At 66.1% G+C, this 14,941-nt stretch carries 9 protein-coding genes; 6 read left to right on the forward strand and 3 right to left on the reverse strand.

Annotation, left to right across the window (positions count from 1 at the left end; genetic code table 11):
• Positions 1–4 precede the first annotated feature (4 nt).
• The 4 genes from Q9246_RS00195 to Q9246_RS00210 all read left to right on the forward strand — a co-directional run bounded on the left by Q9246_RS00195 (position 5) and on the right by Q9246_RS00210 (position 7,815).
• Entirely contained in the window at positions 5–4,711 is a 4,707-nt protein-coding gene (locus Q9246_RS00195) for an NAD-glutamate dehydrogenase domain-containing protein (RefSeq protein ID WP_306394508.1), read from the forward strand.
• A gap of 3 nt (positions 4,712–4,714) precedes the next feature.
• A complete protein-coding gene (locus tag Q9246_RS00200; RefSeq protein WP_306394509.1) occupies positions 4,715–5,701 on the forward strand; it encodes a succinylglutamate desuccinylase in 987 nt (328 codons plus the stop codon).
• Positions 5,702–5,718: 17 nt separating this feature from the next.
• Complete coding sequence (locus Q9246_RS00205; protein WP_306394511.1) at positions 5,719–6,831, forward strand: NADH:flavin oxidoreductase/NADH oxidase; 1,113 nt, start codon at positions 5,719–5,721, stop codon at positions 6,829–6,831.
• Positions 6,832–6,954: 123 nt separating this feature from the next.
• Positions 6,955–7,815 carry a head GIN domain-containing protein gene (locus Q9246_RS00210; protein WP_306394512.1) on the forward strand — a complete coding sequence of 287 codons (861 nt, stop codon included), beginning with the start codon at positions 6,955–6,957 and terminating at the stop codon, positions 7,813–7,815.
• Here Q9246_RS00210 and Q9246_RS00215 read toward each other — a convergent pair.
• Complete coding sequence (locus Q9246_RS00215; protein WP_306394513.1) at positions 7,812–9,014, reverse strand: globin domain-containing protein; 1,203 nt, start codon at positions 9,012–9,014, stop codon at positions 7,812–7,814. The two genes, Q9246_RS00210 and Q9246_RS00215, sit on opposite strands and share 4 nt — an antisense overlap.
• Positions 9,015–9,260: 246 nt before the next feature.
• Between Q9246_RS00215 and Q9246_RS00220 the strand changes: the two genes are divergently transcribed.
• Both Q9246_RS00220 and Q9246_RS00225 read left to right on the forward strand, forming a co-directional pair.
• Positions 9,261–10,742, forward strand: coding sequence for an APC family permease (locus tag Q9246_RS00220; RefSeq protein ID WP_306394514.1), 1,482 nt, complete (start codon positions 9,261–9,263; stop codon positions 10,740–10,742).
• A gap of 1 nt (position 10,743) precedes the next feature.
• Positions 10,744–11,418, forward strand: coding sequence for a CatA-like O-acetyltransferase (locus Q9246_RS00225; RefSeq protein WP_306394516.1), 675 nt, complete (start codon positions 10,744–10,746; stop codon positions 11,416–11,418).
• Here the strand turns inward: Q9246_RS00225 and Q9246_RS00230 are convergent.
• On the reverse strand, positions 11,381–12,475 hold the full coding sequence (locus Q9246_RS00230; RefSeq protein WP_306394518.1) for an alpha/beta fold hydrolase: 1,095 nt from the start codon (positions 12,473–12,475) through the stop codon (positions 11,381–11,383). The genes Q9246_RS00225 and Q9246_RS00230 overlap by 38 nt on opposite strands.
• Positions 12,476–12,637: 162 nt before the next feature.
• On the reverse strand, positions 12,638–14,797 hold the full coding sequence (locus Q9246_RS00235; protein WP_306394519.1) for a S46 family peptidase: 2,160 nt from the start codon (positions 14,795–14,797) through the stop codon (positions 12,638–12,640).
• Between the last annotated feature and the right edge of the window lie 144 nt (positions 14,798–14,941).

Raw genomic sequence — 14,941 nt, forward strand, 5'->3', positions numbered from 1 at the left:
CAAGATGAAAGACATGCCCAACGATCTGCGCAACCAGACGCTCGCACTGGTGAATAGCGACGTCAGCGCCAACCAGTCCGGCAACGGTGCGCCGATCAACGCCCTGACCGCCGCCTGGCTCGGATCGCTCGACGACGAAGACCTGGCCGGCACCGCGCCGCAAAGCCTGGCGCCGGTGCTGGTCGAAGGATTCTCGCAACTGGCGCAGCGCACCGGTCCCGGCGCCCAGATCGCCACCATGCGCTACCTGGACGGCCGCGGCGGCACCGCCACCGCACTCTTGATTCTGAACGACGACCGTCCCTACCTGGTCGACTCCTTCGTCATGGCCCTGCGCAAGGAGCGCATCACCGCCGCCGGCGTGATGAACGCCGTGCTGCCGGTGCGCCGCGATGCCAATGGCGCCTTCATCGCCGTCGGCGAAGCCGGCAGCCCGCTGGAATCGATCGTCCTGTGCCTGCTGAACGACGAGCTGCAATTCGAAGAACTGGACAAGCTGACCGCGCGCCTGCGCATGGTCGCCAACGACGCCGCCACCGTGCAGCGCGATGCCGTCGCCATGGGCGACCGCATGACGGCCGTCGCCGCCGCCGCTGCCGCCAGCGGCAGCGCCGAAGGCCAGGAAGTCGCGGCCTTCCTCGAGTGGGCCAAGAACGAAGGCTATGAGCCGTTCGGCTACGCCTATTACGCCGTCAAGCCGGGCGCGCGCGAACTGGAACGCGACATTCCGAGCCGCATCGGCGTGCTGAAGGACACCGACCATCCGGTCTACGGCACCAGCCTGGCCAGCATCCCGGGCGACTTCGAGACCCTGTCGCTGCGCGCCGAGAACCTGTCGATCGTCAAGGCCGACGTCGCCGGCACCCTGCACCGCGACCAGCCGCTGGACTTCATCGGCGTGCGCGACCTGGATGCGCAAGGCAAGATCCTGGGCGAGCACTGCTTCATCGGCCTGTTCACCCGCGCCGCCACCTCGACCCCGCTGGCGCGCCTGCCGTTCGCGCGCGGCCGCGTGGCGCGCGTGCTGTCGATCGCCGGCGTGCGCCAGGAAGGCTTCCGCGCCGAGAAATTCATCGAGATCCTCGAGTCGCTGCCGCGCACCGAAGCGCTGGAAGCCGAGCCGGAATGGCTGGCCGAAGTGTGCAGCTCGGTGGTCTCGCTGTACAAGCAGCCGCGCGCGAAAGTCTTCGCCCGCCGCGACGTGTACAAGCGCCACCTGAACGTGCTGGTCTACCTGCCGCGCGAACGCTTCAGCAATGCCGTCACCTCGAGCCTGGCCGCGGCCCTGAAGGACAGCTCGGGCGCGCGCGACGTCGACGTCCAGACCCTGGTGGCCGATGGTCCGCTGGCGCGCGTCTACCTGATCGCCCATGCCGCGCGCTACCCGCTCGACCTGGAAACCGATATCCAGCGTCCGCTGCTGGGCGTGCTCGATGGCTGGCACGACCGCTTCGCCGAGTTGATCAACTCGGTCGACGAGAGCCGCCAGCGCAGCCTGATGCGCAAGATCGTGCCGACCCTGCCGGTCAACTTCGTGGCTGCCACCGCGCCCGAGACCGCGTTCCGCGACGTGCATGCGCTGCTGACCAAGTGCCGTCCGGACCGCGTGACCGCCCGTATCGAGCAGGATGACGCCGCAGGCCCCTCGATCCGCCTGTACTCGAGCGAGACCGTGCCGTCGTTGTCGCGCATCCTGCCGGCGCTGCAGAACGCCGGCATCGCGGTCGACCGCGAGCAGACCTACCGTCACACCGGCCTGGATGGCGTGCGCCGCTACGTGAGCGCGCTGACGGTCGATGCCGAGAGCGCGGCCAAGCTGGCCAAGCCGGGCATTGCCAACGTGGCCGAGGAACTGTTCACCGCCCTGTTCAACGACGAGGCCGAAGACGGCCGCATGAACGGCCTGACCATCGAAGGCGGCCTGGCGCTGCGCGAAGTGCAGCTGGTGCGCGCCTACATCAGCTACTGGCGCCAGCTCGGCTCCAAGTTCTCGGTGCGCTACATGGCCGAGACCCTGCGCACCCAGCCCGCGCTGGTCAAGGAATTCGTGGCCGGTTTCATCCAGCGCTTCGACCCGGCCCTGAGCGATGATGAGCGCAACGAAGGCAGCAGCAGGCTGTACACCCTCAAGACCGGCCTGCCGAGCGTGAACCACGCCGACACCGAAGAGATCATGGGCGCGCTGGTCGACCTGGCGCTGGCCACCGTGCGCACCAACTACTTCCAGAACGCCGGCGAGAAGATCATCTTCAAGGTCGACACCAGCAACCTGGCGCTGGCGCCCGAGCCGCGTCCATTCCGCGAGATCTATGTGTTCTCGCGCCGCTTCGAAGGCGTGCACCTGCGCGGCGGCCCGGTCGCCCGCGGCGGCCTGCGCTGGTCGGACCGCATGGAAGACTACCGCACCGAGGTGCTGGGCCTGGTGAAGGCGCAGATGGTCAAGAACGCCGTCATCGTGCCGGCCGGCTCGAAGGGCGGCTTCGTCTGCAAGCAGATGCCGACCGGCGCCGCGCGCGAAGTGGTGGCGGCCGAGGGAGAGGCATGCTACCGCCTGTTCATCGCCAGCCTGCTGGAAGTGACCGACAACCGCGTGCAGGGCGAGATCGTTCCGCCGCAAGCCACCGCGCGCCATGACGGCGACGATCCTTACCTGGTGGTGGCGGCCGACAAGGGCACCGCGACCTTCTCCGACATCGCCAACAGCATCGCCGTCGAGCGCGGCTTCTGGCTGGGCGACGCCTTCGCCTCGGGCGGCTCGAACGGCTACGACCACAAGAAGATGGGCATCACCGCCAAGGGCGCGTTCGAAGCCGTCAAGCGCCACTTCTATGAGCTGGGCCACGACCTGGCCAACAACCCGATCACCGTGACCGGCGTGGGCGATATGTCGGGCGACGTGTTCGGCAACGGCGTGCTGCTGTCGCGCCAGCTGAAGCTGGTGGCGGCGTTCGACCATCGCCACATCTTCCTGGACCCGACCCCGGACGTCGAAGTCTCGTTCAAGGAGCGCGAGCGCATGTTCGCGCTGCCGCGTTCGTCGTGGGAAGACTATGACAAGAGCCTGATCTCGGCGGGCGGCGGCGTGTATCCGCGTAACGCCCGCTCGATCGAGCTGTCGCCGCAGATCCGCGAAGTGCTGGGCATTGAGGAAACCTCGCTGCCACCGCAGGAACTGATGCACCGCATCGTCAAGGCGCCGGTCGACCTGTTCTACAACGGTGGCATCGGCACCTATATCAAGGCCTCGACCGAGACCCATGCGCAAGTGAAGGACCGCGCCAACGACCAGATTCGCGTCAACGGCAACGAGCTGCGCTGCAAAGTGGTGGCCGAGGGCGGCAACCTGGGCGCGACCCAGGCCGGCCGCATCGAATTCGCGCTGGCCGGCGGCCGCATCTTCACCGATGCGATCGACAACTCGGCCGGCGTGGATTGCTCGGACCACGAAGTCAACGTCAAGATCTGGCTCGACACCGAAGTCAACGCCGGCAAGCTGCCGGAAAGTGACCGTAACCGCATCCTGAACGAGATGACGGGCGAGATCGAGCGCCTGGTCCTGCGCGACAATACGCTGCAGACCCACCTGCTGACCCGCGAAGTGCAGGCGCAGGCCAATAGCGCGGTGGTCGACGGCTACATGGCCCTGATCGGCAACCTGGAAGCCGAAGGCGCGGTCTCGCGCGAGCTGGAACAGCTGCCGCTCGATACCGAGCTGCAGCGCCGCAAATCGCTGGGCCTGGGCTTGACGGCGCCAGAGCTGGCGGTGGTCATCGCCAACGTCAAGAACCGCTTCAAGCGCACCCTGGCGGCGCTGGACCTGACCTCGGAAACCTGGGCCGACTCGCTGCTGCGCCCTTACTTCCCGGCGCAACTGGTGGCGACCCGCGATCCGCTGGATCACCCGCTGGCCAACACCATCCTGGCCACCGTGCTGGCCAACGAGGCGGTCAACCGCTGCGGCCCGTTGATGCTGCGCGACCTGGCACTCGAGCACCGCATCGACGAGACCGAGGTCGTGAAGGCCTGGGCCCGTGCCTGGGCGGCCCTGCACCTGGCGCCGGTGTTCGAGGCGCTCGACCATGACGCGCTGGTGGTGCCGCGCGATGTGTCGGTGTCGGTCGACAACCGCAGCCGCGCCATGCTGCGCGCCACGGTCGAAGGCGTGCTGTCGCTGCCGGCCAATTCGGAAGGACTGAAGGAGCTGTCGACCCTGTTCGCGGAAGCGGACCAGAGCCAGGCGCCGCAGATCCGTTCGGAAGCCGATGGCCACACCGGCCTGCCGGTGCCGTTCGCCGCGGCCTGGAAGGCGGTCGAGATCATCGAGTCGCAGGCTTCCTTCCTGTTCGCGGCGGTCTCGGTGCAGCGTCCGGACGGCATGACCCTGCTGCAGTTCCTGCAGGTCGGCACCGTGCTGCGCCAGAAAGTCGGCATCGATACGCTGGAACTGGGCCTCAAGTTGCCGGCGCAGAGCAAGTCGCAGGAACAGCTGCGCAACTACGCGCTGCAGTCGCTGCGCCGCGCCCAGCAACGCCTGCTGCTGCAGGTGATCGAGCGTGCCGGCAGCAACCAGGGCAATATGGAAGCGGCGGTCGACGAGGTGATGGCTGCGCGCGGCCTGACCGGCTTCGCGCAGCCGGCCGACCTGGAACAGGCGATGCTGGACGTGTGGGCCCTTTCCGAAGGCCTGAATCCAGAACGCCTGGCGGCCTGAGTCGTGAGCGCATTGCCCGAAGCAGTGCGCGCGTTGGCCGAGGCGGATTTCGCCTCGGTCGCGCAGCGTTTCCAGGACGCCGGCTTTACGGTCGCACAGCCGGCGTCCGGCGTGCTGACCGTGAAGGCGGCCACGCCTGACGCCGACCGGCCCAGCGTGCTGGTGTCGGTCGGCGTGCACGGCGACGAGACCGGGCCGATCGAGATGGTGGCCTGGCTGGTCGAGGCCCTGTCGCGCACGCCGGACGAACTGGCGGTGGACCTGATGCTGTGCGTCGGGAATATCGACGCGATCCGCCTCGGCAAACGCTTTGTCGATGCGGACCTGAACCGGATGTTCCGCAAGGAGCGTGGTTCGCTGGCCGGGACTTTCGAGGCGGCGCGCGCCGACGTGCTGATCGACGTCACTCGCGCCTTCTTCGAGGGCAGCGGGCCGCAGCGCTGGCACCTGGACCTGCACACGGCCATCCGGCCGTCGCACTATCCGATGTTCGCGATCGTGCCCGAGCTGATCGAGGACTGCGCGCGCGAACGCCTGATCGACTGGATGGGCGAGGCCGGCATCCAGGCCATCATCATGAATCCGGCATCGGCCGGCACCTACAGTTATTTCACGTCCGAGCACCTGGGCGCGGCCGGAACGACGGTCGAGCTGGGGCGGGTCGGCACGCTGGGGCAGAACGACCTGTCGCAGTTTGCCGATGCGTCGAAGGCGCTGGACCGCTTGTTGCGCGGCCAGCCGGCGCAGGCGGCGACCACCAGGCCGCACGTGTTCTCGACGGCGCAGTCGATCATGAAGCTGTCCGATGCGTTCAGCATGCAGGTCGGCCGAGAGACCTGGAACTTCACGCCGATGAAGCAGGGCGAAGTGATCGCCTCGGATGGCGAGACCGTCTATACAGTGCAACACGAGGAGGAACTGGTCGTGTTTCCGAACCCCGACGTACGCGTAGGTTTGCGAGCCGGTATCATGGTGGTGCGTATCATGTAATCACCATAGGAGCCACCATGAGCATGCTGTTCACCCCGTATTCCCTGGGCTCCCTCGCGCTGTCCAACCGCATCGCCATCGCGCCGATGTGCCAGTACTCCGCCGTCGACGGCCTGCCGACCGACTGGCACATGATCCACCTCGGGAGCCTGGCCCTGTCCGGCGCCGCGCTCCTGATCCTCGAAGCCACCGCCGTCGTTCCCGAAGGTCGCATCTCGCCCGACGACCTGGGCCTGTGGTCCGACGCCCACATGAAAGCGCTGGAACCGGTGGTCGCGGCCATCCGCCGTCATTCCCCGATCAAGCTCGCCGTCCAGCTGGCCCATGCCGGCCGCAAGGCCTCGAGCGAAGTGCCATGGGAGGGCGGGGCCAATATCCCGCCCGGCCAGCCACGCGGCTGGCAGACCGAGGCCCCATCCGCCGTGCCGCATGCCGAAGGCGAGACCGTGCCGCTGGCGCTGGACGCCGCCGGTCTCACGCGCGTGAAGGAGGCGTTCGTGGCCGCCGCCCGCCGCGCCGATGCGCTGGGCCTGGACGCGATCGAGCTGCACGGCGCCCACGGCTACCTGCTGCACCAGTTCCTGTCGCCGCTGGCCAACCGCCGCGACGACGCCTACGGCGGTTCCCTGGAAAACCGCATGCGCTTCCCGCTCGAGGTATTCGCCGCCGTGCGCGCGGCCGTGCCGGGGATGACGGTCGGGATGCGCATCTCGGCCACCGACTGGGTCGAGGGCGGATGGGACCTGGAGCAGAGCGTTCGCTTCGCCCACGAACTCAAGGCCCTGGGCTGCGACTTCATCCACGTCTCGACCGGCGGCGTCTCGCCCCTCCAACAGATTCCGCTGGGGCCGGGCTACCAGGTCGACTTCGCGGCGCGCATCAAGGCCGACACCGGCCTGCCGACGATCGGCGTGGGCCTGATCACCGAGGCGCGCCAGGCCGAGGAGATCCTGCAGCAGGGCCAGGCCGACGTCATCGGCCTGGCGCGCGCCATGCTGTACGACCCGCGCTGGCCATGGCATGCGGCGGCCGAACTGGGCGACCAGGTGGTCGCGCCGCCGCAATACTGGCGCTCGCAGCCGCGCGAGCACAAGGCCCTGTTCGGCGCGACCCGCCTGGGCCAGCGCTGATCCATCCGCGACGTCCATCCGCAGTCCAATCCGCCCTTTTTGCAGTTTGTCGCATGCAGATGGTGGCGCAAGAGGGTACTTGCTAGAGTGGCATCACTCGAACAACAACCTGATTGGACTGCCATGCGTACCCTCATTGCCCTCGCTTCCCTTGCTGCCCTGACTGGCTGCGCCATCATCGTCGCACCCAATGACGGCGAGACCCGCGTCCACACCGCGTGGAGCAGCGACGCGAAGGAAGGCAACGGCAGCGCCGCGCGCGACCAGCGCGCCATCGCCGCCCTGCCGGCCATCAGCGTGAGCGGCTCGCTGCCGGTCGAGGTGCGCGTCGGCCCGGCGCCGTCGCTGGTGGTGGAGGCGGACAGCAACCTGCTGCCGCTGATCGTCACCGAGACCCGTGGCGACACCCTGCGCATCTACTCCGAGAAGAGCCTGCGCAGCAAGACCCCGGTGCGCATCGTGTACACGACGCCGCGCCTGTCGGAAGTCAACGCCTCCGGCGCCACCCGGGTCGAGGTGAGCGATCTGAATGGCGCGCCGCTCGATGTGCGCAAGAGCGGTTCGTCCGAAGTGCGCCTGAGCGGCAAGGTGGGCAACCTGAACGCGCGCTCCAGCGGTTCCGGCCTGCTGGATGCGAGCCGCCTGCGGATCGACGGCATCGACGCGACCCTGTCGGGATCGAGCCGCATGCGCCTGGGTGAAGTGAAGGGGGATCATGCACGGATGGAGCTGAGCGGATCGAGCTCGCTCGACGCCAGCGGCGCGGTGCGCTCGCTGAGCGCCCGCGTGAGCGGTTCGGCCAATGTCGACCTGGCCGAACTGAAGACGAACGACGCCGACCTCGGCGCCAGCGGTTCGGGCGGCATCCGCGCCACCGTCAAGGACTCGCTGTTCGCCCGCACCTCGGGCTCGGGCGGCATCCGCGTCTACGGCCACCCGGCCCAGCGCAGCATCACTGGCGACCGGGTGCACCTCCTCGATTAAAGGAGATTGTCCAGCAGGTCCGGACCGAACACTTCGCGGTGGATGCGGCTGTTCGGGGTGCCGTCTTCGAGCAGCGCATTCCACTGCGCCTGCATGAATGGCAGCGGACCGCACATATAGACATTGGTCTCGGTGCGCGGCCACTTCGGCAGGCGCGCCAGGTCCATGAAGCCGGGCAGGGTGCCGGGCGCGTCGCCTTCTTCATGGAAGGTCACCACCTGCAAGTGCGGCATGCGCGCCTTGGCGGCGGCGATATCAAGCTGGTGCGGGTGATGCCCGGCGTTGCGCGCGGCGTGCGCGAAGATCACGCGGCGCTGCGGGTTGACCAGGGCGATGCGGTTCAGCGCGCCGATCATCGGGGTGATGCCCACGCCAGCCGACAGCAGCACCACCGGCTCGTCGGACTCGGTATCCGGCAGGAAGTCGCCGAACGGGTAGCTCACCTGCAGGATGTCGCCCACTTCCACATTGCGGTGCAGCCAGTTCGACACGGCGCCGGCCGGGATGTTCTGGTTGCCTTCTTCGCGCTTGACCGAGATGCGCATCGAGTCGAGACCCTGGGCATCCGACAGGCTGTACTGGCGCAGCTGGCGCAGAGGCATGCTCTGCCCATCGTCGAAGATCGCTTCCACGCTCACGTACTGGCCGGCCTTGAACGGCGGCAGCGGTTCGCCATCCTGCGGCACGAAGCGGATCGACAGCACGTTCTCGCTTTCCTGGGTCACTTCGGTGACGCGCATCGGGCGCAGGTAGCCCGCTTCGATGCCGGCATCCAGGTACATCTGGGTTTCGGCGTCGATGAACACCTTGGCCAGCGAGCCATAGGCTTCTTCCCAGGCCTTCATCAGCGGCTCGACGGCGGCGTCGCCCAGGGTCGACTTGATGGCGCCCAGCAGGTGGAAGCCGACGATCGGATAGTGGGCTGCGGTCAGGCCCACCGACACGTGCTTGTGCACGATGCGGTTCACCACCGGGCCGAGGGCGGCCGCATTGTCGATATTGGCCGCGTAGGCGAACAGCGCCGAGGCGAGCGACTGCTGCTGCACGCCGCTGGCCTGGTTACCCATATTGAACAGATTGGTCAGCTCCGGGTGGGCCTTGAACATATTGGCGTAGAAGGTGGTCGTGATGGCCGGGCCGTGCTCGCGCAGGACGGGAACCGAGGCGTCGATATAGGGGCGGGAAGCGGCAGAGATCATGGGAGTCCTTAATAGATGCAATTAAAAAGCATGTTTTAGAGCTAAAAAAACGCCCGCCTGATGGTCTACGTTCGCGGGCAACGGTAAGTCGACGGAAGGATTCTAGCAAAGATGTGGACAGAATGCACCTTATTTAAACTATTTTCTGCGGCGAGTCGTACTCACCTATAATCGCAACTTCGTTTTTGAGACTGTCGAGCTGCGGCTGCCGAGCCGCGATCGCAATTGCGCATTGAAGGACATGCCGTGAACCAGACCCTGGGCCAGAAGCTGTTACGTACCAAATCGGCAGCACCCCATCATGAGGAAACCGCCAGTGTCGGCGTCGCCGGCGCCGTACCGGGCCTGCATCGCTCGCTCGGCCTGTTCCCGCTGACCATGATCGGCGTCGGCGCCACGATCGGCACCGGCATCTTCTTCACGATGGTCGAAGCGGTGCCGAAGGCCGGCCCCGCGGTCGTGCTGTCCTTCCTGCTGGCCGCGCTGACCGCCGGCCTGACGGCCTTGTGCTACGCCGAACTGGCGGGCCGCGTGCCGGCCTCGGGTTCCTCGTATTCCTTCGCCTATGCCACCGTGGGCGAGTTCGCGGCCTTCATCGTCGCCGCCTGCCTGCTGCTCGAATACGGGCTGGCGGCCAGCGCGACCTCGATCGGCTGGTCCGACTACCTGAACAACTTCCTGCTCAACGCCTTCGACTGGCAGATACCGGAGCAACTGCGCTCGCCGATGTTCGTCTCGGACCACCATGCCGTGACCTTCCATCCGGGGAATATCAACCTGCCGCCGATCCTGCTGGTGATCATGTGCGGCTTCCTGCTGGTGCGCGGCGCCAGGGAGTCGGCCACCACCAACGCCATCATGGTGATCATCAAGCTGGCGATCCTCGTGTTCTTCGCCGCCATTGCCTTCACCGGCTTCAACGCCGACAACTTCCAGCCTTTCTTCAATATGAACGAGGCCTCGGGCTATGCCGGCATGGCCGGCGTGACCGCCGCCGCCGGCACCGTGTTCTTCTCCTTCATCGGCCTGGATACCATCGCCACCGCCGGCGAGGAAGTGAAGGACCCGCGCCGCAACGTGCCGATCGGTATCCTCGCCGCGCTCGTCATCGTGACCGTGTTCTACATGCTGGTCGCGGTGGCCGCCATGGGCGCCCAGCCTGCCCATATGTTCGAAGGCCAGCAGGCCGGCCTGGCGGTGATCCTGCAGAACGTGACCGGCCAGGCCTGGCCGGCGCTGGTGCTGTCGGCCGGCGCGGTGGTGTCGGTGTTCTCGGTGACCCTGGTGACGATCTATGGCCAGACCCGCATCCTGTACGCGATCAGCCGCGACGGTTTGATTCCACAGGTATTCCAGAAAGTCAGCGCGCGCACCCAGGCGCCGGTCAAGAACACCATGATCGTGTGCGTCGTGGTGGGCCTGGTGGCCGGCAGCGTCGATTCCACCTTCTTGTGGGACATGGTGAGCATGGGCACGCTGACCGCCTTCATGGTGGTCTCGATCGCGGTGCCGGTGATCCGCAAGCGCCAGGGCGCGGACGCGCCACCGGGCTTCCGCGTGCCGTTCGGTCCCTATGTGATTCCGGGCCTGTCGGTGCTGGCCTGCCTGTACATCATGAAGGACCTGTCGCCCGCGACCTTCCGCGTGTTCTTCATCTGGATGGGCGTGGCGGTGGTGGCCTATTTCGCCTACGGCATGCGCAACAGCCGCCTGAACAAGGCAAGATAAGATGGACAAGTTCGAACAGCGGCGCGACCGCTTCGCGCTGTTCGACGGCATGGACAGCCCGTCGGTCAACCTGTGCTTCCCGCTCGAGCTGCCCGATTTTCGTCACTGGTGCAAGGAGCAGGACCTGGCGCCGTTCCATGTGCTGCTGTGCGCGGTGCTGCGCTCGGTCTTGAAGATCGAGAATTTCCGTTATCGCGTCCATGACGAACAGGTGATCCGCATCGAGCGCCTGATCCCGTCGTTCACCGTCAAGAACCAGAACGACGACCTTAATTTCGCCACCTTCGACTGGACCGACGACTTGCGCGAATTCGTCGCGCGCGGCCGTGCGGCGGGCATCGCGGCCATGGGCATGGCAGGGCTGAACCAGCACTACGCCGGCCTGTCGCCGCGCGACGCCAAGGACCAGGTATTCGTCACCTGCATTCCCTGGCTCGAGTTCACGTCGATCCAGCATCCGACCACGCGCCTGGGCCGCTCCGATATTCCGTCGCTGGCCTGGGGGCGTTTCAGGGATGGCCCGGACGGCAAACTCGTGCTGCCATTCTCGGTGCAGGCCCATCACGGTTTCGTCGATGGTTTCCACATCTACCAGCTGGGCCAGCAGATCGTGGCCGAGCTGGCGGCGATGATGGCGGCTACTTCACCAGCGGCCGCACGTAGTCCAGCAGGCTGACCAGGGTCTTGCCCGGCTCTTCCCACGGCGCCATATGGGCCGAACGCTCGAACCACACCGCCCGTTTCGACGGCGCCTTTACCTGCGCAAGCCAGGCTTCGGTGGGCGCGGTCGGCGTCGTGTAGTCGTGCCGGCCCAGGAACATCACGACCGGGATCGGGAATTCGGTCACGCTTGAATAATCGACCTCGACGAACTCCGGCAGCAGCCGGCCCAGCGTGAGCAGGCTGCCGGCGTCGATCGCCTTCACCTGGTCCAGCTGATAGTCGGGCGAGAGCAGCGGGCCCTTGAAGAAATACGTCGATTCGCTGCGGTAGGCAGAGAGCCCTCCGTAGTGCTGAGGCCATTTGCGCGCCGCCACGATGCGCTCGCGCGTGATCGGCTGTTTGCCGGGATAGGGGGCGATCGCCTGCAGCTCCTTCAACGCATCCTTGTCGTCGTGGATGCGCGCCTGCTCCAGCGCATACTCGAAGCTGATGCGTTCGTTCTCGCGCACGCTGATCACCTGGCCGATGCCGACGTAGGCATGGAACAGGTCGGGGCGCTTGAGCGAGGCCGCCATCGAGATCACGGTGCCCCAGCTATGCGCCATCAAGACCAGCTTCTGCTGGCCGTAGCGGCCGCGCAGGTGCTCGGACACCTCGATCAAATCGTCGACATAGCGTTCGATGCGGATCGTCTCGCCGACGATGGCGGGATCGGTCTCGCCATAGGTCTTGCCGGCGCCGCGCTGGTCGTAGTTGGCGACTGTGAAGAATTCCTCGATCGGGCGCTGGAACTGCCACATGGTCGGCGTGATCGGCGAAGCCGGGCCGCCGTGCACGAACAGGATCATCGGATTGGCGCGGTCCTGGCCGCGCACATTGATCCATTGATCGATGCCGCCGATGCGGGTCTTGTATGAATCCTGCACGCCGTGCGGCGCCACGATGCGTTGCAGGTCCTCGACGGCGGCGCGCGCGCCCGCCAGCTGCCTTGCCGCAGCGTTGTCCTGCGCCGCGGCGCCTGCGCACAGCATGCCCAGCGCGGCCAGGCAGCACATCAGGGTGTTCTTCATGTCGCTCTCCCGAATCTTGTTGGAATCCAGTGTAGCGAGCGGCCCGTGGGACGTCGCGCCGCACGCGACAGACGGGCGAAACGACGGGATGGGGCGCACAAAACCCCATGAAAAAGGCCGCGCCCCTCGCGGTGGCGCGGCCTTCGAAGGACGAGCGAACGATTACAGCGCGTTCATCTCTTTCAGCAGGTTGTCGGCCTTGTCGACTTCCTTCATATTCCACAGCATGTAGCGGGTGTCGACCTGGATCGAACGGGTCATCTTGTTGTTGAAGTCCCAGTCCGAGATGATCGAGTCCAGGGTGCCGTCGAAGGCCAGGCCGATCAGCTCACCTTTCGCGTTCAGCGCGGCCGAACCCGAGTTGCCGCCGGTGATGTCCAGCGTCGCTAGGAAGTTCACCGGCAGGGTCTTGAGCGTCGGATCCACATACTTGCCGAAGTTCTTCGCCTGGATCGCTGCCAGCTGGTTGTCCGGCGCATCGAACTCGCCTTCGCCGGTGTGCTTGGCGGTCACGCCGCTGACCGTGGTGAAGGCAGTCCAGCCAGTGGTGCCGTCGGCGCCCACGTCACGGCCGGCGATCTTGCCGAAGGTGACGCGCAGCGTGGAGTTGGCGTCCGGGTAGACGGCCTGGCCCTTGCTGTTCATGTAGGCGATCTTGGCCTTCATGGTGTTGCCATAGGCTTGCTGGATCTTGCCGGCCGACTCTTCGCCTTTTGCTTCATCCTTGATGTCGGCGTCGTACATCGCGACCGCGGCCTTGATGAAGCTGTCGTTCGACGCCTTGAACTCGGCCGGCGACTTCTTCAGCCACGCGGTGCGCTCTTCCTTGCTGGCCAGCTTGGAACCGGCATAGATGCGGTCCAGCGCCGATTGCAGTTCGGCTTCGCTCATTCCCGGCTTGATGCCGAGCGCGGCGTCGAACGAGGCGTCATGCTCGGCGGCCGGCTGCGCGTTGTACTGCTTCAGGAAGTTCAGCACCAGCGCCTTGTCGACTTTTTCGTCGTAGGTGCGGTCCTGGCCTTCGATGACCGACGTCAGGCGCGGCAGGTCGCGTTCCTGGTAGCCGGTCTTGCGTGCGGCGTCCGGCTTGGTGCGCTCGTGGGCCAGGCGCAGCAGGGTGCGCGCCGAGGTCAGGAACTTCGGCTGCGAGTAGGTCAGGAAGAAGCCTTTTTTCGTGCCCGCATCGCGTTCGGCGATCAGCTTCTCGGCCGTCTCGATGTCGGCGCCGTACTGCGCCTTGCGCGATGCGTCGGCATTCACCCAGGCCTTCAGTGCATCGTGCTCGGCGGTCTTGCGCTGCAAGAAGTCGCTGGCCTGGTACGAGACCAGCATGCCCTTGCGGTTCTTGTAGTAGTTGTTCACGCCCGCGATCTGGCCGGCGTATTTCAGGCGCGCGGCAGGGTCGTTCTTCGTTTCGCGGTCGATGATGGCCAGGGTCTCGCCCGACGCCTGCACGAAGGCCGGGTAGTTCCAGTCGAAGGTGAACGCCACTTCGGACGGCAGGCGGTGGCGGTTGGTGCGGCCAGGGTAGCCCAGCACCATCACGAAATCGCCTTCCTTGGCGTGGTCCTTGGCGATCTTGATGGTGTGCTTCGGCTTGTACGGCACGTTATCCTTCGAGAACTCGGCCGACTTGCCGTCCTTGCTTACGTAGGCGCGGTAGAAGCCGTAGTCGCCGGTGTGGCGCGGCCACATCCAGTTGTCGGTGTCGCCGCCGAACTTGCCGATGCCTTCGGCCGGCGCGTGCACCAGGCGCACGTCGCGGATCTCGAGCTGCTTCAGGCGGTAGAACTCCAGGCCGCCGTAGTAGCTGGCCACGGTGCAGCGGTAGCCGGCATCCTTCTCGCAGGCCGCCACCAGGTTCTTCTGGTTCTTCTCGATGGCGTCGATGCGGGCCTTGCCGGTCAACTTGGCCACGGCCGGCGTGATCACCTGGTTGCTGACGTTGGTTACTTCGTCGGTGACATAGATGCGGCTGCCTGGCGAGGCCGGCAGTTCCTCGGCCATGGTCTTGGCCAGGAAGCCGTTCTTGAGCAGGTCGCGTTCCGGGGTCGAGTTGACGGCGATGCTGTTGTAGACGCAGTGGTGGTTGGTGACCACCAGGCCTTGCGGCGACACGAAGGAGGCCGAGCAGCCGCCCAGGCTGACGATCGCGCCCATCGGGAATTCGGTCAGGCGGGTCAGGTTGGCAGGGTCCAGCTCGAGGCCGGCGGCTTTCAGTTGCTTGGCTACTTGTGGCAGCTGTTGCGGCATCCACATGCCTTCGTCCGCGTGGGCGGCGAAGCTGCTCAGGATGGCGAGCGAGAGAAGGGTTTTTTTCATGCGCGTGTGATCTCGTTGGGAAGGGATACTCGGATTCTGGAGCGTCCATGAGTATGGTAATCCCATGCTGGATCGTCAACCGCTATTTGGCGCGCGCAATCAAAAACCCTTATTCCACCGGTTCGCCGTGTTTTCTTCTGTATT

Origin of the sequence: Telluria beijingensis (assembly GCF_030770395.1) — a bacterium.
Taxonomy (GTDB): Bacteria; Pseudomonadota; Gammaproteobacteria; order Burkholderiales; family Burkholderiaceae_D; genus Telluria; species Telluria beijingensis.

Bases quoted from the DNA above. Each gene is read 5' to 3' on its own strand.
- Q9246_RS00195 (WP_306394508.1), top strand. From the start codon at position 5: ATGAAAGACATGCCCAACGATCTGCGCAACCAGACGCTCGCACTGGTG.
- Q9246_RS00205 (WP_306394511.1), top strand. From the start codon at position 5,719: ATGAGCATGCTGTTCACCCCGTATTCCCTGGGCTCCCTCGCGCTGTCC.
- Q9246_RS00210 (WP_306394512.1), top strand. From the start codon at position 6,955: ATGCGTACCCTCATTGCCCTCGCTTCCCTTGCTGCCCTGACTGGCTGC.
- Q9246_RS00215 (WP_306394513.1), bottom strand. From the start codon at position 9,014: ATGATCTCTGCCGCTTCCCGCCCCTATATCGACGCCTCGGTTCCCGTC.
- Q9246_RS00225 (WP_306394516.1), top strand. From the start codon at position 10,744: ATGGACAAGTTCGAACAGCGGCGCGACCGCTTCGCGCTGTTCGACGGC.
- Q9246_RS00230 (WP_306394518.1), bottom strand. From the start codon at position 12,475: ATGAAGAACACCCTGATGTGCTGCCTGGCCGCGCTGGGCATGCTGTGC.
- Q9246_RS00235 (WP_306394519.1), bottom strand. From the start codon at position 14,797: ATGAAAAAAACCCTTCTCTCGCTCGCCATCCTGAGCAGCTTCGCCGCC.